Annotated in this window: 14 protein-coding genes; 7 read left to right on the top strand and 7 right to left on the bottom strand. The window is 61.5% G+C overall.

The genetic code is table 11. The features are described from left to right. Window positions 1-134 precede the first annotated feature (134 nt). The 3 genes from ACM6JM_RS21255 to uvrD all read right to left on the bottom strand — a co-directional run bounded on the left by ACM6JM_RS21255 (window position 135) and on the right by uvrD (window position 3,961). Window positions 135-1,013: a Tim44 domain-containing protein gene (locus ACM6JM_RS21255; RefSeq protein ID WP_039765060.1), complete on the bottom strand. Its 879-nt coding sequence runs from the start codon at window positions 1,011-1,013 to the stop codon at window positions 135-137. Between the two features lie 175 nt (window positions 1,014-1,188). Beyond that, window positions 1,189-1,629, bottom strand: coding sequence for an EamA family transporter (locus ACM6JM_RS21250; RefSeq protein WP_085667325.1), 441 nt, complete (start codon window positions 1,627-1,629; stop codon window positions 1,189-1,191). Window positions 1,630-1,777: 148 nt separating this feature from the next. Then, complete coding sequence (gene uvrD / locus ACM6JM_RS21245) at window positions 1,778-3,961, bottom strand: DNA helicase II (protein ID WP_007954248.1); 2,184 nt, start codon at window positions 3,959-3,961, stop codon at window positions 1,778-1,780. A 259-nt stretch (window positions 3,962-4,220) separates the two neighbouring features. On the opposite strand from uvrD, the gene ACM6JM_RS21240 reads away from it, so the two are divergent. The 3 genes from ACM6JM_RS21240 (at window position 4,221) to ACM6JM_RS21230 (ending at window position 8,426) form a co-directional block, all read left to right on the top strand. Beyond that, window positions 4,221-7,094, top strand: coding sequence for an EAL domain-containing protein (locus ACM6JM_RS21240; RefSeq protein WP_414882448.1), 2,874 nt, complete (start codon window positions 4,221-4,223; stop codon window positions 7,092-7,094). A 150-nt stretch (window positions 7,095-7,244) separates the two neighbouring features. Further along, window positions 7,245-8,111, top strand: coding sequence for a transcriptional regulator HexR (gene hexR / locus ACM6JM_RS21235; protein WP_007954250.1), 867 nt, complete (start codon window positions 7,245-7,247; stop codon window positions 8,109-8,111). 108 nt (window positions 8,112-8,219) lie between these two features. After that, window positions 8,220-8,426, top strand: a complete 207-nt coding sequence (locus ACM6JM_RS21230; RefSeq protein WP_007954251.1) for a PA3496 family putative envelope integrity protein — start codon at window positions 8,220-8,222, stop codon at window positions 8,424-8,426. Here ACM6JM_RS21230 and ACM6JM_RS21225 read toward each other — a convergent pair. Further along, window positions 8,368-9,330: a LysR family transcriptional regulator gene (locus tag ACM6JM_RS21225; RefSeq protein ID WP_039765068.1), complete on the bottom strand. Its 963-nt coding sequence runs from the start codon at window positions 9,328-9,330 to the stop codon at window positions 8,368-8,370. The genes ACM6JM_RS21230 and ACM6JM_RS21225 overlap by 59 nt on opposite strands. Window positions 9,331-9,520: 190 nt before the next feature. On the opposite strand from ACM6JM_RS21225, the gene ACM6JM_RS21220 reads away from it, so the two are divergent. Both ACM6JM_RS21220 and oadA read left to right on the top strand, forming a co-directional pair. Further along, the gene (locus ACM6JM_RS21220; RefSeq protein WP_007954255.1) at window positions 9,521-10,936 is read left to right on the top strand and encodes an acetyl-CoA carboxylase biotin carboxylase subunit; all 1,416 of its coding nucleotides are present in this window, start codon (window positions 9,521-9,523) and stop codon (window positions 10,934-10,936) included. An 11-nt stretch (window positions 10,937-10,947) separates the two neighbouring features. Continuing rightward, complete coding sequence (gene oadA, locus ACM6JM_RS21215; protein ID WP_039765069.1) at window positions 10,948-12,756, top strand: sodium-extruding oxaloacetate decarboxylase subunit alpha; 1,809 nt, start codon at window positions 10,948-10,950, stop codon at window positions 12,754-12,756. Between the two features lie 104 nt (window positions 12,757-12,860). On the opposite strand, the gene ACM6JM_RS21210 is transcribed toward oadA, so the two are convergent. After that, complete coding sequence (locus ACM6JM_RS21210; protein WP_414882447.1) at window positions 12,861-14,249, bottom strand: autotransporter domain-containing protein; 1,389 nt, start codon at window positions 14,247-14,249, stop codon at window positions 12,861-12,863. Window positions 14,250-14,527: 278 nt separating this feature from the next. Then, window positions 14,528-17,485, bottom strand: a complete 2,958-nt coding sequence (locus tag ACM6JM_RS21205; protein ID WP_414882446.1) for an autotransporter domain-containing protein — start codon at window positions 17,483-17,485, stop codon at window positions 14,528-14,530. A 240-nt stretch (window positions 17,486-17,725) separates the two neighbouring features. Between ACM6JM_RS21205 and ACM6JM_RS21200 the strand changes: the two genes are divergently transcribed. Continuing rightward, a complete protein-coding gene (locus ACM6JM_RS21200) occupies window positions 17,726-19,078 on the top strand; it encodes a HipA domain-containing protein (RefSeq protein WP_103385785.1) in 1,353 nt (450 codons plus the stop codon). Continuing rightward, the gene (locus tag ACM6JM_RS21195) at window positions 19,075-19,353 is read left to right on the top strand and encodes a helix-turn-helix domain-containing protein (protein ID WP_064379753.1); all 279 of its coding nucleotides are present in this window, start codon (window positions 19,075-19,077) and stop codon (window positions 19,351-19,353) included. The genes ACM6JM_RS21200 and ACM6JM_RS21195 overlap by 4 nt, the downstream gene beginning before the upstream one ends. A 30-nt stretch (window positions 19,354-19,383) precedes the next feature. Here the strand turns inward: ACM6JM_RS21195 and ACM6JM_RS21190 are convergent, their stop codons facing one another. Then, entirely contained in the window at window positions 19,384-20,055 is a 672-nt protein-coding gene (locus tag ACM6JM_RS21190) for a GNAT family N-acetyltransferase (RefSeq protein WP_163973745.1), read from the bottom strand. Between the last annotated feature and the right edge of the window lie 12 nt (window positions 20,056-20,067).

Below are 20,067 nucleotides of genomic sequence, written 5' to 3'. Positions count from 1 at the left end.
GGGATCCTCTTGCTTGAATGGCGCGGTTTATATGGGCCGGTTTATACAGTAGCTCGCTATAGATGCAACCGCGAAATAGAAAACCCCGGCCGAGGCCGGGGTTTTCATTACTGCGCGTAAAACGTCGGAGGTGATCAGCCGTTCTGGCGGATACCGGCGACCAGCCAAGGCTGGTTGTCGCCCTGTGGACGCTCCATGTTCCAGCTTTCGCTGAACACTTCGCCCTGCTGGTCGAAACGCGAAGTCTTCGACACGCCGTTGAAGGTCAGGGTAGCGATGGTCTTGTCCGCACGGTCATCCACGCCATCCAGTTGTACCTGGAGGTTGTCGATGAAGGTGGACTGGAAGGCATCGCCCAGTTCCGCGCGCTCGCGCTTGAGGAACTCGAACATTTGCGGGGTCACGAACTCGGCGATCTTGTCCATTTCGTTGGCGTCCCAGTGCTGCTGCAGCGCCTGGAAGTGGCTGCGGGCAGCTTCAAGGAAGCGCTGTTCGTTGAACCAGGCCGGAGCGTTGATCACCGGACGGGCGGCAGCAGGCGCGGCCGAACCACCGAAGATCGAACCCATGGCTGCTGGTTTCTGTTCGAACACTTCACGCTGCATCGGCGCGCCGGCCGGAGCGAACTGCTCCTGCTGCTTGCGACGACGGGCGGCGATGAAGCGGAAGATCACGAACGCGATCACGGCCATGATCAGGATGTCGAAGAACTGCATGCCTTCGAAGCCGCCGCCCATGAACATGGAAGCGAGCAGGCCACCGGCCGCGATGCCGGCCAGAGGGCCGAGCCATTTCGAAGCACCGCCGGCCTTGGCCGCAGCGCCCGCGGCACCGGCAGCACCAGCGGTCGCCGCAGCGCCGCCCATGCCTGGGGAAGAAGGAGCCATCTGGCTGGTCTGGTGCGTCGGCGCAGCGCCGGCGCTTTTGCCACCACCAAAGCGCTTGGCGTTGGCGTCGAGGCTCATCGTCAGGCCGATGCACAACGCCATGGCGATGCTAAGAAAACGTTTCATAAAGGGAATTCCCGTTTGTGGAGACACGCGCGCCATGTTGCACAGCTGAAGTGTTACTGGCTAGCGAGAGAGTGTTTCGGGCTTTTGCCTGACAGGTTACGTTCAGCTCGGTCGGGGCAATAAGGCTATGTACTTTTGTCTGTAGGAAAAGGAGATAGGTTCAGCAGGAAATAGATCAGCGCCGCAAGGCCAGCATCACCACACCAGCGGTGATCAGGCCGATGCCGCCCAACTGGCGCAGGTCGAGTTTCTCGCCCAGCAGGACCACACCAAGCACCGCCACGAAGACCACGCTGAGCTTGTCCACCGGGGCGACCAGCGACGCCGGGCCGACTTTCAACGCCCGGAAGTAGCACAGCCACGAAGCGCCGGTGCCAAGGCCCGACAACAGCAGGAACAGGTAGCTCTTGGCGGAGATCGATCCCAAGGACTGATATTGGCCCGTGGCGTACAAAATCAAGGCCAGACTGACCAATACGACGATTGTGCGCAGCAGGGTGGCGAAGTCGGAGTTGACGTTTTCGATGCCGATCTTGGCGAAGATGGCCGTCAGCGCGGCGAAAGTGGCCGAGAGCAGGGCCCAGAATGTCCAGGAGGAAAAGAAGCCCGAGCCCATGGATGTTGCCTCCAGTGTTCGTGTCCGATCGTTCCCACGCTCTGCGTGGTAACGCCGCCATGGACGCTCCGCGTCCACAGTGACGCAGAGCGTCACGTGATGCATTCCCACGCAGAGCGTGGGAACGATGAGCAACGACGGGCTGCTCTTAAATGGCTTCCAGCTTCGCGTACCCGAGCATCAGCCACTTGCTGCCTTCGGCGAAGTTCACCTGCACCCGGGCCTGGGCGCCGGCGCCTTCGAAGTTGAGGATCACGCCGTCGCCGAAGATCGAGTGACGGACAGCCTGGCCAAGGCTCAGGCCGGTTTCCGGAATCTCGCTGCCGCTGAACAGGTTGCTGCCGCCCATCGACTGGTTGCCGCCGAACGGTCGGCTGACGCTGTTTGACAGGCGTACTTCCTGAATCAGGCCTTTCGGTACTTCCCGTACGAAACGCGACACCTTGTTGTAGGTTTCGCTGCCGTACAGGCGTCGGGTTTCAGCATAGGTCATCACCAGATTCTGCATCGCCCGGGTAATGCCGACATAGGCCAGACGCCGTTCTTCCTCAAGGCGTCCAGGCTCTTCCAGGCTCATTTTGTGCGGGAACAGGCCTTCTTCCATGCCCACCAGGAACACGTAAGGGAATTCCAGGCCCTTGGCGCTGTGCAGGGTCATCAACTGAATGCTGTCTTCGTGCTCGTCGGCCTGGGTGTCGCCGGCCTCCAGCGACGCGTGGCCGAGGAATGCCGCCAGTGGCGTCAGCTCTTCGTCTTCTTCGGTGTTCTCGAAGTTACGCGCGGCGCTGACCAGTTCCTCAAGGTTTTCTACCCGGGCCTGGCCTTTCTCGCCTTTTTCCGCTTCGTGGTAGGCGATCAGTCCGGATTGCTCGATGACGGTCTGGGTCATCAGGTGCAACGGCATCTCGGCGCACTTGGCGGCGAGGTTCTCGATCAGCTCGATAAACGCACCGAGTGCACCGGCGGCGCGACCGGTCAGACCTTTATTGGCCACCAGCTGGCGCATGGCTTCCCACATCGACACATCGCTGTGGCGTGCATGGTCGCGGATCGCTTCGACGGTTTTTTCGCCGATGCCACGCGCCGGGACGTTGATTACCCGCTCGAGCGCCGCATCGTTGCCGCGACCTTCCAGCAAACGCAGGTAGGCCATGGCGTTCTTGATTTCCGCCCGCTCGAAGAAGCGCTGGCCGCCATAGATGCGGTACGGAATGCGTTCACGCAGCAAGGCTTCTTCAAGAACGCGCGATTGGGCGTTGGAGCGGTAGAGAATCGCGATATCGCTGCGAGCCAGGCCGGTTTTCAGCGCGCTTTCGATGGTTTCGACAACGTAGCGCGCTTCATCGTGTTCGTTGAAGGCGGCGTAGAGGTTGATGGCTTCGCCGTCGCCGCCATCGGTCCAAAGCTCTTTGCCCAGACGTCCGGTGTTGTTGGCGATCAGGGCGTTGGCGGCTTTCAGGATGCCGGCCGTGGAGCGGTAGTTCTGCTCCAGACGGATGGTCACCGAATCCGGGAAGTCGGAAGAGTACTGGTGGATGTTCTCGATTTTCGCGCCGCGCCAGCCGTAGATCGACTGATCGTCGTCGCCGACCACCATCAGGCTGTCGCCGCCCTTGCCCAGCAGACGCAACCAGGCGTACTGCACGGCGTTGGTGTCCTGGAATTCGTCCACCAGAATGTGTCGGAAACGCTTCTGGTAGTGCGCCAGCAGGCCCGGGTGGTCGCGCCACAGGTCGAGGGCGCGCAGCAGCAGTTCTGAGAAATCGATGACGCCGGCCCGCTGGCATGCCGCCTCGTAGGCTTCGTAAATGCCGCGCATGGTGGCCAGGAACAGATCGCCGCTGGCTTGAATGTGTTGCGGACGCAGACCTTCGTCTTTCTGCCCGTTGATGAACCACTGGGCCTGACGGGCCGGCCAGCGTTGCTCGTCCAGCCCCAGCTCGCGGATCACCCGCTTGACCAGGCGTTGCTGGTCGTCGCTGTCGAGAATCTGGAAAGTCTGGCTCAGCCCGGCTTCCTGCCAGTGCGCCCGCAGCAGGCGGTGCGCCAGGCCGTGGAAGGTGCCGACCCACATGCCGGCCGGGTTGATGCCCAGCAACTGCTCGATGCGGTGACGCATCTCGGCAGCGGCCTTGTTGGTGAAGGTCACCGACAGAATCGAGTGGGGCGAGGCGTTCTCGACCTGGATCAACCAGGCGATACGGTGCACCAGCACTCGGGTTTTGCCGGAGCCGGCACCGGCCAGGACCAATTGACGACCAACGGGAGCCGCTACGGCCTGGCGTTGGGCATCGTTGAGGGAGTTCAGCAGAAGGGAGAGATCATCGCGCATCGGGGCATTCTAGGGTGCGCCGCAGGCCCGGGCAAACCGAGCTTTGCATTAGCCGATGAAAGTGCTGCCGATGACGACCGGTCGGTCACCGGCTACAGGCGTTGGCCCGCCTGAGCTCAGGGCTTTGGTGGGGGCTGGGCGGGGGAAAAGTTTCGGTGAAATTATGATCTGGGGCAGTTTGGCAAGTGGTTCGGCTTGTGTATGCTCCGTCCACGTTTCCGGGCGCATGCTCACACTTATAAGAACAAGAACGTTGCCTATGACCCTCAGCTTCGACCTGTCGGGCCCCTCCGTGGAGCCTCGGGTGATCCGCAAGCTTTACGCCACCCAGATGGCGGTCGAGCGCACGCGCCTTCTTTATCAGGGTTCGCTGCTGCCCACCCTGTTCATGTTGATCAACGGTCTGGTCTGCGCCGCTCTGCTCTGGAGCCCGCAGCGTTACTTCGTGGTCAGCGTCTGGCTGGTGTGGCTGTTGTCGCTGGTGGCGTTGCGGGTGATTCAGGTCGCCGCGTTCGACTCGGCGATTCCCGATCGCCAGGCCCAGCCGATCTGGGGGCGCATGTTCCTGCTCGGCTCGACCATGACCGGCCTGACCCTGGCCGGCGTCGGCATCGCGCTGGTCCCGGCCGACAACTTCATGCAGCAGGCCTGGGTGTTCGGCCTGATCGGAGCCGCGACCCTGTCGGCCAGCGTGGCTTACGCCGTGAGCATTCCGGCGTTTCTTTCCTTTACCTTGCCGTGCCTGCTGCCGGCCATCGGCTACCTGTTCTGGGGCGGTGACGAACTGGCGCGGGGTTGGGGCTGGCTCGGGCTGATCCTGCTCGGCTCCCTGAGCGTGGTGGCGTGGCAGGTCAATCGGCTGATCGATCGCGGTTTGCTGCGGCGCTTCCAGAACCAGCACCTGATCGAGCACCTGCAACAAACGCAAACCCGCAGCGAACAGCTCAATCAGAAGCTGGCGAAGGAAATCGAGCAGCGGCGTTGCGCCGAGGGCAAGCTGCGCGAGGCGCAGGTCGAGCTGGAGGATCGGGTCGCCCAGCGCAGCCGAGAGCTGGATGTCGCCAACCAGGCGCTGAGCAAAAGCGAGGCGCGCCTGGCCCTGGCGTTGAAGGCCAGTGAGCTGGGGCTGTGGGACTGGAACCTGCAGACCGACGAGGTTCACCACACGCAGATTCAGGAACTGTTCGGCCTCGACCCGCAGTACGTCACCGGGCTGCTCAGGCATCTGCGACCAAGGCTGCACCCGGATGATGTGCCGCCGCTCAAACGCGCGCTGACCGATCACTTGAAGGGGCGCACGGAGGATTATCAGATCGAATACCGCGTGCGCCATGGCGACGGTCACTGGGTCTGGATCGAAGACCGTGGACGGGCGGTGGAGCGCGACGAGAACGGGCGGGTCATCCGCATGGTCGGCACCCGCCGCGACATCAGCGTCAGCAAAAGTCTGGAAGCCCAACAGCAATTGGCGGCGACGGTGTTCGAGGCTGCCAGCGAAGGCATCGTGATTCTCGATCCGAATTACTCGCTGATCGCCATCAACCAGGCCTTCAGCCGGGTCACCGGGTATGACATCAACGACATGCTCGGACGCAACGTTGTCGAACTGCCGTGCAGTCGCGACGCCCGCCGCCATTACGTCGCGATTCGCCACGCGCTGGAGCAGCACGGCAGTTGGCAAGGCGAACTGGTGGAAACCCGCAAGAACGGCGAGTTGTATCCGCAATGGCTGCAACTGAATGCCGTGCGCGACAGTCGGGGAAATGTCAGCCATATCGTCGGCTTCTTCGCCGATCTGTCGGCGCGCCGCGAATCCGAAGAGCGCATGCGCTACCTGACCCACTACGACGAACTCACAGGCCTGGCCAATCGCTCGCTGTTCCGCGAACGCCTGCACGAAGCCCATCAGCGCGTGCGACAGGGCGGGCGTCGGAGTCTGGCGTTGCTGCACATCAATCTGGATCGCTTCAAGCTGCTCAATGACAGCCTCGGCCACGAGATCGCGGACCAATTGCTGCAAAAGATGTCTCGGCGGCTGGTCAACGCCTTGCCGGAAGCCGACACCATTGCCCGGCTGTCCGGCGATGAGTTCGCGGTACTGTTCGACGCCTACGGCAACCTGTCGAGCCTGGCGCGGGTCGCCACGCGACTGTCGAGCAAGCTGCGCCTGCCGTTGACCGTGGAAGGGCACGAATTGGTAGTAAGTGCTTCGATGGGCATCAGCATGCTGCCCGATAACGCCCGGGAGATTTCCGCGCTGGTCAGCCAGTCGAACATGGCCATGCAACATGCCAAGCACCTGGGCGGCAACAACTTCCAGTTCTACACCGATAGTCTGCAGGCCAGCACGCTGGAGCGCCTGCAACTGGAAAACCAGCTGCGCAAAGCCATCGAGGAAAAGCAGCTCAAGGTCTTCTATCAACCGAAGCTGTGCCTGGGGACCAGCCGTCTCAACGCGGCGGAAGCGCTGGTGCGCTGGGATCATCCGACCATGGGGCGGGTGCCGCCGGGGGACTTCATCGGTCTGGCCGAAGAGACGGGGCTGATCGGGCCGATCGGCGAGTTCGTCCTGCGTCAGGCCTGCTGGCAGGCGTGCGAATGGCAGCGTCAGGGGCTGGCGCCGATCCGGGTTTCGGTGAACCTGTCGGTGCATCAATTGCGCCAGGGCAAACTGGTCAGTCTGGTGCGCCAAGTGCTGGAGGAAACCGGCCTGGCGCCGCATTACCTTGAACTGGAACTGACCGAAAGCCAGCTGCTCGACAGCGTCGAACACATCATCGCCACGTTCCAGCAGTTGCGGGATCTGGGGGTGAAACTGGCCATCGACGATTTTGGCACCGGCTATTCATCGCTGAGCTATCTGAAGCGGATTCCGGTGGATTACGTGAAGATCGATCAGGCCTTTATTCGCGGGTTGGGCGAGGGCAGCGAAGACGCGGCGATCACCCGGGCGATCATTGCGATGGCTCATGGGCTGTCACTTAAAGTGGTCGCCGAAGGTGTCGAGCGATCCGAGCAACTGGCGTTTCTGAAAGCTGAAGGTTGCGATGAGGTGCAGGGCTATCTGATCAGTCGTCCGGTGGAGGCGGTCGGCCTTGCTGCGTTGCTGCGTGAACAGGAAAAACCGCTGTAAAGGGCTACATGCAACGCATGTCTCCTGATCCGGGGGGATCCGGTTACGCATTGAGCAGGCAAAAAGCCGATTCATGTAGTATAACTACAAGCTTGCTACATCCCTGGCATCTGGCCAAAGCACATCTTTCCATAACAAGAGTCCAGCCCCTTGAATCTGCTGCAACACATCGCCCAGTCACGTCACCTGTTACGCAAGTCGGAGCTCAAGGTCGCCGACCACGTGCTGCTTGACCCTGCGGCAGTGATGCACAGTTCCATGGCCGACCTGGCTCACAGCGTCGGCATCAGCGAGCCGACCATCGTGCGCTTCTGCCGGGCCATCGGTTGTTCCGGTTTCCAGGATCTGAAACTCAAGCTCGCGCAAAGCCTCGCGGCCGGCGCCAGCTTCGGTCAGTTCGCGATCCATGAAGACGATTCCGTTGCCGACTACAGCCTGAAGATTTTCGACACCACGTTGCACACGCTGATGGAGGTTCGCGAGAAGCTCGATCCCCTTGAGCTGCAGCGGGCGGTGACGTTGATGTCCCAGGCCCAGCGCGTCGAATTCTATGGTTTTGGTGCGTCGGGCGCGGTGGCGGCGGATGCGCAGCACAAGTTCTTCCGTCTGCTGCTGACGGCGGCGGCGTATTCCGACCCGCACATGCAGGCGATGTCGGCGGTGACGCTGAAGCCCACCGACGTAGCGATCTGCATTTCCCAGTCCGGCCGTTCCAAAGACCTGCTGATCACCGCCAACCTCGTTCGCGAGAGCGGTGCATCGCTGATCACCTTGTGCCCAAGCCAGACACCGCTGGCCGAGCTGTCGACCGTCAACCTGGCAATCGACGTGCACGAGGACACCGAAATCTACACCCCGCTGACCTCGCGTATCGCTCACCTGGTGGTGATCGACGTGCTGGCGATGGGCGTGGCCATGGCGCGCGGGCCGAGCCTGGTCAACCACCTCAAGAGCGTCAAGCGCAGCCTGCGCAGCTTGCGGCTGTCGCCAAAATCGGTGAAAGCGCTGGATGACTGATTGTCTTGGGATGACGGCAATCTTCATCTGCCTGTAACCCCGGCGAAGCCAAACCGTCATCCCCCGGGCCTATCGTGAAACTCCCGTAATCGCCTTGGGAGACTCGAAATGGCTCAGCCCTACGAAGAACGCAACAGCGCCGCGAAAACCCGTCGTCAGCAGGAAGACCAGCGCCGCATGGAGTTTCGCCGCGCCATCGAAGATCGCTTCGAACTTCGCCAGCTTCAGGCCGAAATCGGCGATTTTCCCGAGGACATCAATCACTGGCAGGCAGCGCCGGCAGCTTCCCGTCGAAGCGCTCAACCAGCGCGCTGATCTGCACCCTTTCGCTGCGGATAAACGCCAGGAAGGCGTGCGCCACCGGTGACAGCCGTTTGGCCTTGGCTTGCACCAGGCACCAACTGCGAAACAGCGGCAACTCTTCGACCGGCAGCTCGACCAGGCCGCCGGTCGCCAGCTCCAGGTTCAGGGCGTGGCGTGTCAACAGCGCCAGGCCCAGACCCGCCACCACGCATTCACGCTGGGCCTCGGCCGACGCCACTTCCTGGGTCTGGGTGAAGTGCACGCGCTTCTCCTTGAAATACTCCTCGCAGGCCAGCCGAGTACCCGAACCGGGTTCGCGGATCAGCAAGGTGTAAGGCTCCAGATCCTGCAAGCGCAGCGGGCCCATGTGCGCCAGCGGATGATCCGGCCGCGCCACGGCGACGATCGGGTTGTTGAGGAACGGCAGGAACTCCAGACCCATGTCCTGCGGGACCATCGACATGATCACCAGATCGTCGCGGTTATCGGAGAGCCGGCGGATTACCTGGCCGCGGTTGACCACCGTCAGCTGCAGGTTCACTTCCGGATGCTGGCGCTTGAACGCCGCGAACAGGTGCGGCACGAAGTATTTGGCGCTGGATTCCACCGCTAGCTTTAACTGGCCCTGCAGCGAGCCCTGCATGTCCGACAGCTGCATGTCGAGGTTTTCCAGTCGGCCAAAGATGTCCCGGCTGGCGCGCTGAAGTGCTTCGGCCGCTTCGGTCATGTAGAGTTTTTTGCCGACGTAATCGAATAATGGCTGCCCGATCAGTTCTTCGAGCTGACGAATCTGTAGGCTGACGGCCGGTTGTGTGAGCGACATTTCCTCGGCCGCTCGGCTGTAGGAACGTAAATCACACACTTCGTTGAAGATCTGCAATTGACGCAATGTCATACGCATCAAGGACTTACGCATTTTCTAACGACTCTGGCCATTGGCTGATGCGATGACTATAAGTCTTTACTTATGCCTGACCCAATTTTTATTCATTTTTGTTAATCCCTTGTCAGCGCTAGTGTGGAGCCGAGACCAGATTGAAACATTTGGTCACGTGCCGACCTGGGTCTAGCAGGTCGTGGTGCCACCGGCTCAAGGGAACCTCCAAGTGATAACAAAGATCCTGATCGCCAACCGTGGTGAGATTGCCGTACGAATCGTGCGTGCCTGCGCCGAGATGGGCATCCGCTCGGTCGCGATCTATTCCGACGCCGACCGGCATGCCTTGCATGTGAAGCGTGCGGACGAGGCCCACAGCATTGGTGCCGAGCCGCTGGCCGGTTACCTGAACCCGCGCAAGCTGGTGAACCTGGCCGTGGAAACCGGCTGCGATGCGCTGCACCCCGGCTACGGTTTCCTTTCGGAAAACGCCGAGCTGGCAGACATCTGCGCCGAACGCGGGATCAAATTCATCGGCCCGTCGGCGGAAGTCATCCGCCGCATGGGCGACAAGACCGAAGCGCGCCGTAGCATGATCAAGGCCGGTGTGCCGGTCACGCCGGGCACCGAAGGCAACGTCTCCGGCATCGAGGAAGCATTGAGCGAGGGCGACCGCATCGGTTACCCGGTGATGCTCAAGGCCACTTCCGGTGGTGGCGGTCGCGGTATCCGTCGCTGCAACAGCCGCGAAGAACTCGAACAGAATTTCCCTCGGGTCATTTCCGAAGCCACCAAGGCTTTCGGTTCGGCGGAAGTGTTCCTGGAAAAATGCATCGTCAATCCGAAACACATCGAAGCGCAGATCCTCGGCGACAGCTTCGGCAACGTCGTGCATCTGTTCGAGCGTGACTGCTCGATCCAGCGTCGCAACCAGAAGCTGATCGAAATCGCCCCGAGCCCGCAACTGACCCCGGAACAGCGCGCCTACATCGGCGACCTGTCGGTGCGCGCAGCCAAGGCCGTGGGCTACGAGAACGCCGGCACCGTGGAGTTCCTGCTCGCCGAGGGCGAGGTGTACTTCATGGAGATGAACACCCGGGTGCAGGTGGAGCACACCATCACCGAAGAAATCACCGGGATCGACATCGTCCGCGAACAGATCCGCATCGCCTCCGGCCTGCCGCTGTCGGTGAAGCAGGAAGATATCCAGCATCGCGGTTTTGCCCTGCAATTCCGGATCAACGCCGAAGACCCGAAGAACAACTTCCTGCCGAGCTTCGGCAAGATCACGCGCTACTACGCCCCCGGCGGCCCTGGCGTGCGCACCGACACGGCGATCTACACCGGCTACACCATTCCGCCGTTCTACGACTCGATGTGCCTGAAACTGGTGGTCTGGGCGCTGACCTGGGAAGAGGCCATGGACCGTGGTCTGCGCGCCCTCGACGACATGCGTCTGCAAGGCGTGAAGACCACCGCCGCGTACTACCAGGAAATCCTGCGCAACCCGGAATTCCGTAGCGGCCAGTTCAATACCAGCTTCGTCGAAAGCCACCCTGAGCTGACCAACTACTCGATCAAGCGCAAACCCGAAGAGCTGGCCCTGGCCATCGCCGCCGCCATCGCCGCCCACGCAGGCCTGTGAGGAATACAAGAATGAGCAAGAAGATCTTCGTTACTGACACCATCCTGCGCGACGCCCACCAATCGCTGCTCGCCACCCGTATGCGCACCGAAGACATGCTGCCGATCTGCGACAAGCTCGACAAAGTCGGCTACTGGTCGCTGGAGTGCTGGGGCGGCGCGACGTTCGACGCCTGCGTGCGTTTCCTGAAAGAAGACCCGTGGGAGCGTCTGCGCCAACTGCGCGCCGCGCTGCCCAACACCCGTCTGCAAATGCTCCTGCGCGGGCAGAACCTGCTGGGCTACCGCCACTACAGCGATGACGTGGTCAAAGCGTTCGTCGCCAAGGCCGCGGTCAACGGCATCGACGTGTTCCGCATCTTCGACGCAATGAACGACGTGCGTAACCTGCGCGTGGCCATTGAAGCGGTGAAAGCTGCCGGCAAACATGCCCAGGGCACTATCGCCTACACCACCAGCCCGGTGCACACCATCGATGCGTTCGTTGCCCAGGCCAAGCAAATGGAAGCCATGGGTTGCGACTCGGTGGCGATCAAGGACATGGCCGGTCTGCTGACCCCATACGCCACTGGTGAACTGGTACGTGCACTGAAAGCCGAACAGTCGCTGCCGGTGTTCATCCACTCCCACGATACCGCTGGCCTGGCAGCGATGTGCCAGCTCAAGGCCATTGAAAACGGTGCCGACCACATCGACACCGCGATCTCCAGCTTCGCTTCGGGCACCAGCCACCCTGGCACCGAATCGATGGTTGCTGCGCTCAAGGGCACCGAGTTCGATACCGGTCTGAACCTGGAGCTGCTGCAAGAGATCGGTCTGTACTTCTACGCCGTGCGCAAGAAGTACCACCAGTTCGAAAGCGAATTCACCGCCGTCGATACCCGTGTTCAAGTCAACCAGGTGCCGGGCGGGATGATTTCCAACCTGGCCAACCAGCTGAAAGAGCAGGGGGCTCTGAACCGCATGGGCGAAGTGCTGGCGGAGATTCCGCGCGTGCGTGAAGACCTCGGCTTCCCGCCGCTGGTGACCCCGACTTCGCAGATCGTCGGCACCCAGGCGTTCTTCAACGTGCTGGCCGGCGAGCGCTACAAGACCATCACCAACGAGGTGAAGCTCTATCTGCAAGGCGGTTACGGCAAAGCGCCTGGCACCGTGAACGAGAAGCTGCGTCGTCAGGCCATTGGCAGCGAAGAGGTGATCGACGTACGCCCGGCCGACCTCCTCAAGCCGGAAATGGCCAAGCTGCGTGCCGATATCGGCGCACTGGCCAAGTCCGAAGAAGACGTGCTGACGTTCGCCATGTTCCCGGACATCGGCCGCAAGTTCCTCGAAGAGCGTGCCGCCGGCACCCTTACCCCGGAAGTGCTGCTGCCGATCCCGGAAGCGGGCAAGGTGGCTTCGGCCGGCGGCGAAGGCGTACCGACCGAGTTCGTCATTGACGTTCACGGCGAAACCTACCGCGTGGACATCACCGGTGTCGGCGTCAAGGCTGAAGGCAAGCGTCACTTCTACCTGTCCATCGACGGCATGCCGGAAGAAGTGGTGTTCGAACCACTCAACGAATTCGTCGGCGGCGGCAGCAGCAAGCGCAAGCAGGCTTCGGCACCGGGTCACGTCAGCACCACCATGCCGGGCAACATCGTCGATGTGCTGGTCAAGGAAGGCGACACCGTCAAGGCGGGCCAGGCCGTGCTGATCACTGAGGCGATGAAGATGGAGACCGAAGTCCAGGCTGCGATTGCCGGCAAGGTCACCGCCATTCACGTTGCCAAGGGCGACCGGGTGAACCCGGGCGAAATCCTGATCGAGATCGAAGGCTGAGATAACAGCCTCGATACAACGCTTTAAACCTCGGGGGGGCATGTGCTCCCCTTTTTTTTGCTTTCAAGTTGCTGCCGCAACGTGCGGCAGCAGCCAGTCCGGACTCAGAACGCCATTCGCCACTGGCCCGATACACCATGGTTTCGGCTGTCGGTACCGATCTCACCCGACAAGCCAACACCGAGTGTGTGATTGGCCGAGACGGTCAGATCAAGCCCGGTGTCCAGCGTCAGGCTGTTGCGGTCCAGCTCTGCGCCATAAACGGTGTAGTCACGGCCGCCGGTGACCAGACGTTGCCGGGTGCTAGTGTCGGTCTCGCCGTAAACATGTTTCCATCCCGCGCTGAGTCGTGGCGTGAGGCGCATGCCGTTATCCAGCGTGCTGACTTTCGCCATGCGCAGGCCGACGGTGGTGTTGAAGTTGCCCTGGGATTGATCACCCACCCGGAGCGCCGCATCCCCGCCTTTTTCGGTGTAGCCGTCGCGGTGGTAGCGTTGATAACCGAGGCCGGCAAACGGCTCGATGCTGATGTTGGCCCGACCCAGGTTGTATCCCGACTCGATGAACGCTTGCTGGGTAGTGGCCTGGTAGTTGCCTTTCAGTCGGTCATGGAAGCGGCCGAACGCGACTTTGCGGCGGGTACTGCCTTCATGGTTGCTCCAGGCTACGCCTAACCGAAGTGACAGCGGGCCGGTCTGGCGCAAGGCGTAGGCACCGAGGTGCCAACTGTCGAGATCGCCGTCCAGCTCCTTGCTGTCCATGCGCGTGCCGGAGGTGCCGCCCATCAAGCCCAGTCGCCAGTCTTCGTCGAGCCGCCAGTCCGCACCGATCAGCAGTCCTTTGGTGGAATGCTGCATGGGCTCCACATCGCGATCCAGTTTCCCGCTGTGGCCGAGGGCCTGCAGCCAGACCCTGCCGCTCTCGGCGTTTCCGGCCGCGTGGCGCGGTGCGTTTGGCTGGTTGTCATGCAGGTTATCGAGCTGGTGCATGGCCGACAGCAGGCTGGCGCTGACCGGTGTGACGCTGCTCAAGGTGGCCTTGGCGAGGTTGGCGTTGTTACCGCCGGCCAGTTGATCGTAGGCGAGGGCGGCCGTAGTTTCGTCGGCAGCGAGCAGGGCTTCGATGGCTGCGTTCCCCGGAGGTAGAGGGGAATCCGTTGACGGCGGCTGGTCTACCACTTCGGTTTGTTGAGCTGCGGACGTTTCGGCCAGAACCGATTCCGGTAAGGGCGCTGGTTTTTCCAGGCTTTCTTTGAGTGCGCTGCCGCTTTGCGTCGTGGCGACTTTCTCAGAGGGAATGTCATCGGGTGCAGGAAGGGGTGCCGCTGGAATCTCAGTGCTGACCGGAAATGTTTCTGGCGTCGGAGCGATACTTTCTGCAAGCAGTGGCTCTGGAGCGAGACTGGGCGGAGCAGGTTTTTCTTTCTTCTTGCGCGCAGGCTTGGGTTTCACTTCGTCCACGACGGGCGCGTCGGGCTCCGACTGCTCTGCCATAGAAAACTCCACGCAACCGACTACCAGCGCGACCGCCAGGACAAGATGTTGGAGCTTGTATTTGCATTGGATGGGCATTCCGTTCGCCTCAGGTGAAATGAGGCCAAACTGTAAAAGTCGATGCCGGTGCGCCGATGCCGGGCAATTCCGAACCGTGTGCAGGCGATGACGTCTGCTTTTGTAGCCCGAGCGCTGGCAGGTAATGAACCCGCCATGATTACCCGATCGACCAGACGCCTTTACCTACAGCTCCCGCTGAAATCCGGATTGGCGAAATCTCAAAAACTCATCTGCCACTGCCCGATCAACCCGTGATTACGGCTGTTGCTGCCAATCTCGCCGCTGTATCCCAGCCCCAGCGTATGCCGCGCGGAAATGCCCAGATCCAGCCCTGCTTCCAGCACCAGACTGTCACGATCCAGTGAACTGCCATCGACGTTGAACGCCGTGCCACCCACGACGAAGGCCTGACGGGTCGAGCTGCTGACATCGCCATAGGTGTGCTTCCAGCCGGCGGCCATGCGCGGGGTGAGGCTCATGCCATTGTCCAGCGAGCTGAGGTGCGCCAGGCGTACACCGAAGGTGCTGCTGAAGTTGTCCTGGGTCTGGCTGTCGACCTGCAAGGCCGCCGCGCCACCCTTTTCCTGATAGCGCTCGCGGTGATAGCGCTGGTAGCCGAGGCTGGCGAACGGTTCGGCGCTCAGTCGGCCGCTGCCCATGGCATAGCCGAGTTCGGCGAAGGCTTGTTGGCTGTCGGCGTCGTAATCACCTTTGGGGCGATCGCTGAAACCATTGAACGCGATGGTGCGTTTGCTTTCGCCCTGATGGCCGCTGTAAGCCGCGCCGAGGCGCAGGGCCAGCGGGCCGTTTTGATGCAGCGCATAAACACCGGCGTGCCAGCTCTCGACATTGCCGTCGACACCGGTGGCGTCAAGGTCGGTCTTCGAATAGCCGCCGAGCACGCCCAGACGCCATTGTGGATTGAGTGCCCAGTCGGCACCGAGCACGCTGCCCTTGGTGCGCTGTTCCAGACCGCTGCTGCCGTGTTCGCCATCCAGCTTGCCGTAGCCGCCGATGGCCTGCAGCCAGAGCCGGCCCCGAGCGTTCGGGTCATTAAGGTTTCGCGCTTCTGACGGAACGCCGTTAGCCGCGAGGATCGGCGTATCACGCTGATCAAGACCGACCATCATGCCGGGACTGCCACCCATTTGCTGCATGGCCGAGAGCATGCTGCTGCCGACCTGGCTGCTGGCGCCGAGGGTGGCGCTGGTCAGGTTGGCGTTGCTGGCGCCGGCCAATTGCTCGATGGCCGCGCCTGCACTGCTTTGAGTGGTGTTGAGCAAGGCGTTGTACAGCGCATTGTTCTTGCCGATCGAGGCCAGGCTGTTGGCGGCGTTGCTGCCGTTGCCGGTGGCGGCGAATTCGTTGAAGGCCACGTCATTGCGGGTGTAGGTCAGATCGACCTGAGTCGGCGTGTAAGCGAGGGTCGGTGTGAGGAACGCGTAGTCGCTGGTGACCGCGCCGAACGTGCCGTTGACCCGCGCTGCCTGCAGCACCGTGTAATGGCTCTGCCACGGATAAGTGCCGCTGCCGGGATTGACCGCCAGCGTTGCGCCGTTGAGGTTGGCCGTGCCGCCGATCTGGACTGGCGCGCTGCTGCCATCGGCGTTGACGCCGTAGGCGAGGGTGGATGCGCTGCCCATGTTCAAGTCGTGCGCGACGGTCGCGGTGCCGAGGCGGGAGTCAGTACGCAACGTGCCATTCACGTTGAGGTTGCCCACCGAACCACCACCCGCATACACACCTCCGGCGTCCACGGTCAGGTTGCCGGCGATACCGCCCTGGTTTATCAGCGTGGCGCCGCTGCGCACGGCACCGCCGTCGCTGAAGTCGCCGCTACCGGTGAGCGTCCAGGCGCCTTGCTTGACTTCCAGCCATTCAAAGTTGCGGCTGGCACCGAAGCTGCCGCCGGCTGCGTCATCCATCACTACGCGGTCGTAACCGCTGCCGCCATCGACCACGCCGACAAAGCGGCTGCCGCTGCGCAGGGTCAGGCTGTCATTGCCACCACCCAGGTCCAGCGCCAGGCCGTTGCTGCCGCTGATCGTGCCGCCGTTGATCACGCTGTCGGCGAACTCTCCGACGAATTTCACGCCGAAGCCGTCGAGGCCCTGGATAGTGCCGTAGTTCTCCAGCGTGGTGGCCGCCAGCCCCGAACCGCCGCTGCCGTCATCCACCAGAATGGCGCTGTTGGCGCCGCTGATCAGTGCATCCTTGGCGTTGAGAATGTAACCGCCGCCCAGGGCAATGCCTTCACTGCCATTGGCGAAACCACCCTTGTCCACACCGCCGGCACCGACGCCCTGGATGATGCCGTAGTTTTCGATGTGAGCGATGTTGTCGATGTCCACGCCGTCGCCGTCACCATTGGGTTGCAGCCCGGAATACGCGCCAGTGATGGTGCCGTGGTTGATCACCGTGCCGTCGCCATCGGAACCGAAACCGGAGCCGTTGCGCCCGGTGATCTGCCCGTAGTTGACCAGCGTCGCTCCCAGGTCAGTGGTGATGCCATGCCGCCCGCCGGAAATCACGCCGTAGTTGGTCACGCTGACGCCGGTCGCGGTGTCGATATCGATGCCGTCGAACTTCTGGTCGGCGTTGTGCGAGTCACCGGTGGAGATCTCGCCGTAGTTGCTGATGGTCGCATTGGCGCCGGTTTTCATGCCGTCGCTGGCGTCGCCACGAATCAGCCCGCCCGCGCGGTTGATGATCGTGGTTTTTACCCCGTCGCTGCGCAACGCATCCAGATCCAGGCCTTGGCCGGTGGTCGAGCGAATGGTGCCACTGTTGTCGATCAACAGGCTGCCGCTGACAAAGTTGCTGTCGATGCGAATCGCATCGTTGGAACCGAGAATCTGCCCGCCGCTGCGGTTGTAGATCGCGTAGTTGCGTGCCTGGGTCAGATCGCCGCTGCTGTCGATAGCCCGGCCGCCGCTGGAAATGATCTTGCCGGCGTTATCGATGATCACACCGACGCCGCTGGTGCCGTCCTTGAGGCTCACAGCCTTGCCGCTGTTGGTGATGCTGCCCGGCGCCGAAATCGTCAGTGTGTCGCCGCCACCCAATGTCTGCGATGCCGTCGTGGCGGTGTCGATCTGCACGGTCTTGCCGTGGGCGGCGCTGGTGGCGATCAGCAGGGCAATGGCAAACGACAGGCGCTGGGGCGGGAAGGGCATGGGCAGAACGTCCTTTTTGTTATAAGCGGGGCGTCCTGTATAGCGGAGGGTTTTTACAGAATGATGTCCGTGGCGAACTCAGCGGCATCCGCATTATTTTGCGTTTATTTCGAGGTTTTATTTCTTAATCTGCACTTTATTGCAGATTAATGAATCTCTCTATCTTCTGAAATGCACTATATTGCACTTATAGTTCACCAAACGACCGCATTAATGCATTTAATTGCAGATGAGAGCCGCATGCACAACCTGACATTGCAGATATTCGACGCCGGCAAATGGCATGACGCGATGGTGTTGAGTTTCGACTCGCCCGAAAAAGGCTTCGAAAGCCGCTGCAGTTTTGGCTACGAGTCGGCGTATCTGGTCGAAAACATTGAGGCTATCGGCTCGCCTTTTTCCAAGGCCGTGAGTGCGCTGTTCCCACTTGATTGGGAAGGCCGGCGATCCATCACCCCTGCATTCGTGCATGACATCGCGCCGGCAGGCGCCGCTAAAAGGTTTCTTCTCGCACGTCTTGGGCAGGAGAAACCTGCAGGCATCAGTGCCGATCTTTACCTGCTCGGTCGCTGCACTCCGGCTCCGATCGGCAACATGCGGATAAAAGAGTCGGCCGAGGCTGTCGACGAGCGCAAGCCCATCGGGTTTCAGCGTCAGGAGGTCGTCAGCCGTGACCACCGCTTCCTTGAATATGCCTATGAAATGGGAGCTGCGATTGGTGGGGCGACTGGGGCCGGAGGTGAGGCTCCCAAGATTCTCCTGGCCGAGGATCATGCCGGTCTTTTGTACCCCGATGCCGTGCTGGATGATGAAAACGTCCATCAGCACTGGTTTGTGAAGTTCGCCCGGAATAAGGGAAGTCAAACCGATCAAGACATCCTGCGCAGCGAATTCCACTACTACCAGGCGCTTCAGGCACTGGGTATCGAAACCGTCGCGGCAGAAGGTCTGGCGTTAGAGGAGGCGAACAAACCCAGCTTGTGGATGCAGCGTTTTGATCGCCAGGTGACGAGCCGTGGGGTAGAGCGTTTTGCCGTGGAGTCGATTTACTCGTTGGCCGAAGTGACGACGCCGGGAAGCGCGATGAACCATATGGAAGTCATTCGCATGCTCGCCGAGCTCTGGCGCAATGCGGGGCAAGCGGATCAGATTCCGGCACTGGTGGCGGACTATTTACGTCGGGACCTGATCAACAAGATTCTTGGCAACTCGGATAACCACGGTCGCAATACCGCAATCATTCGTGACGAGGGCTCGTATCGTCTGGCCCCCATTTATGACCTGGCCCCCATGGTCATGGATGCCGAAGGTGTGACCCGCACGACCAAATGGCCAAAAGAGCTGGAGAGGGCGGGAGATGTCGATTGGCGAGGGGTTTGTCGCGCATTGGCGGATATTTCCGATCCGGATGACCCCTTGGCAGGGTTGTCCGACGCGCCGGAATCTTTCGAACGCCTGCGTGAAGATGCGCAGTGCCTGGCCGAGTTGCCGGACATTTTGAGCGCCAGCGGTTTGCCTGACCGGACAATGAATCATCCGGGCGTCCACCTGAAAAACCTGGAGCAACGATTGAAAGAGTGGGATCTGAAATGAGCATGACCGTCGCCGAGCGCACCGTGCTCATCGAAAGCATTCAAGAAGCGCTGGCTGAAGGAACCGTAGAAATCGGTGAAGCCGTTCGCCGTTTACGCGTGGAGGTGACCGGGCTGCATCAGACCCAGTTCGCAAAGATGTGCAAGATTTCGGTACGCACGCTGGTGCACATCGAACACGGCGAGGGTAATCAGACACTGAAATCCCTGAATGCCGTGTTCCGCCCGTTCGGGCTGAAAATGGGCGTGGTACGGGTTCGGCGAAACAACAGCTGAACCCGCAACCCGCTTAGTGTCGAGCAAGTTTCAAGCGCGGCACTCAACCAACCCTCTCACCTGCCCATCCGCCGTCTGATTCTCATCGCTCAACCAGCGTTCGAACCCCGCCGCAATCGCCGGCCATTCCGAGTCCAGAATCGAGTACCACGCGGTATCGCGGTTCTGGCCCTTGACCACCATGTGCTGGCGGAACACGCCTTCGAAGCTGAAGCCCAGGCGCTCGGCCGCGTATTTGGAGCGGGCGTTGCCGTTGTTGCATTTCCATTCCAGGCGGCGGTAGCCGAGAACGAAGGATTCTTTGGCCAGCAGGTAGACCGCCTCGGTGCTTTTCGGCGAGCGCTGCATCGGGGCGCCGAAGGTGACGTGGCCGATTTCGATGCGGCCCTGGGCCGGGACGATCGACATCAGGCTGAGGATGCCTTGCACCTGGCCGCTGACGCGGTCGATGACACTGAAGAAATACGGGTCGCTGTGGGCGGCGTGGTTGTTCAGCCAGTCATTGAAGACGCTGCGTTCCGGAAACGGCCCGTAGGGCAAGTAATCCCAGAGTTTCGGGTCGGCGCCGGGGCCTTGCAGGGCGTTGAACAGGTCGTCGCCGTGGCGCGCCGGGTCGAGCTTTTCGAGGCGGATGAAGCGGCCTTCGATCAGGGTGGTGGAGGGCGGCGGCACACCTTTCCAGTCGGCGAGGGAAGTCGTCATGCATGTGGCTCC

This window comes from Pseudomonas sp. IT-P2 (genome assembly GCF_949767575.1).
GTDB lineage: Bacteria > Pseudomonadota > Gammaproteobacteria > Pseudomonadales > Pseudomonadaceae > Aquipseudomonas > Aquipseudomonas pharyngis.
The sequence above is the reverse complement of the archived record's forward strand: the minus strand, read 5'-3'. Positions and strand labels throughout refer to the sequence as shown.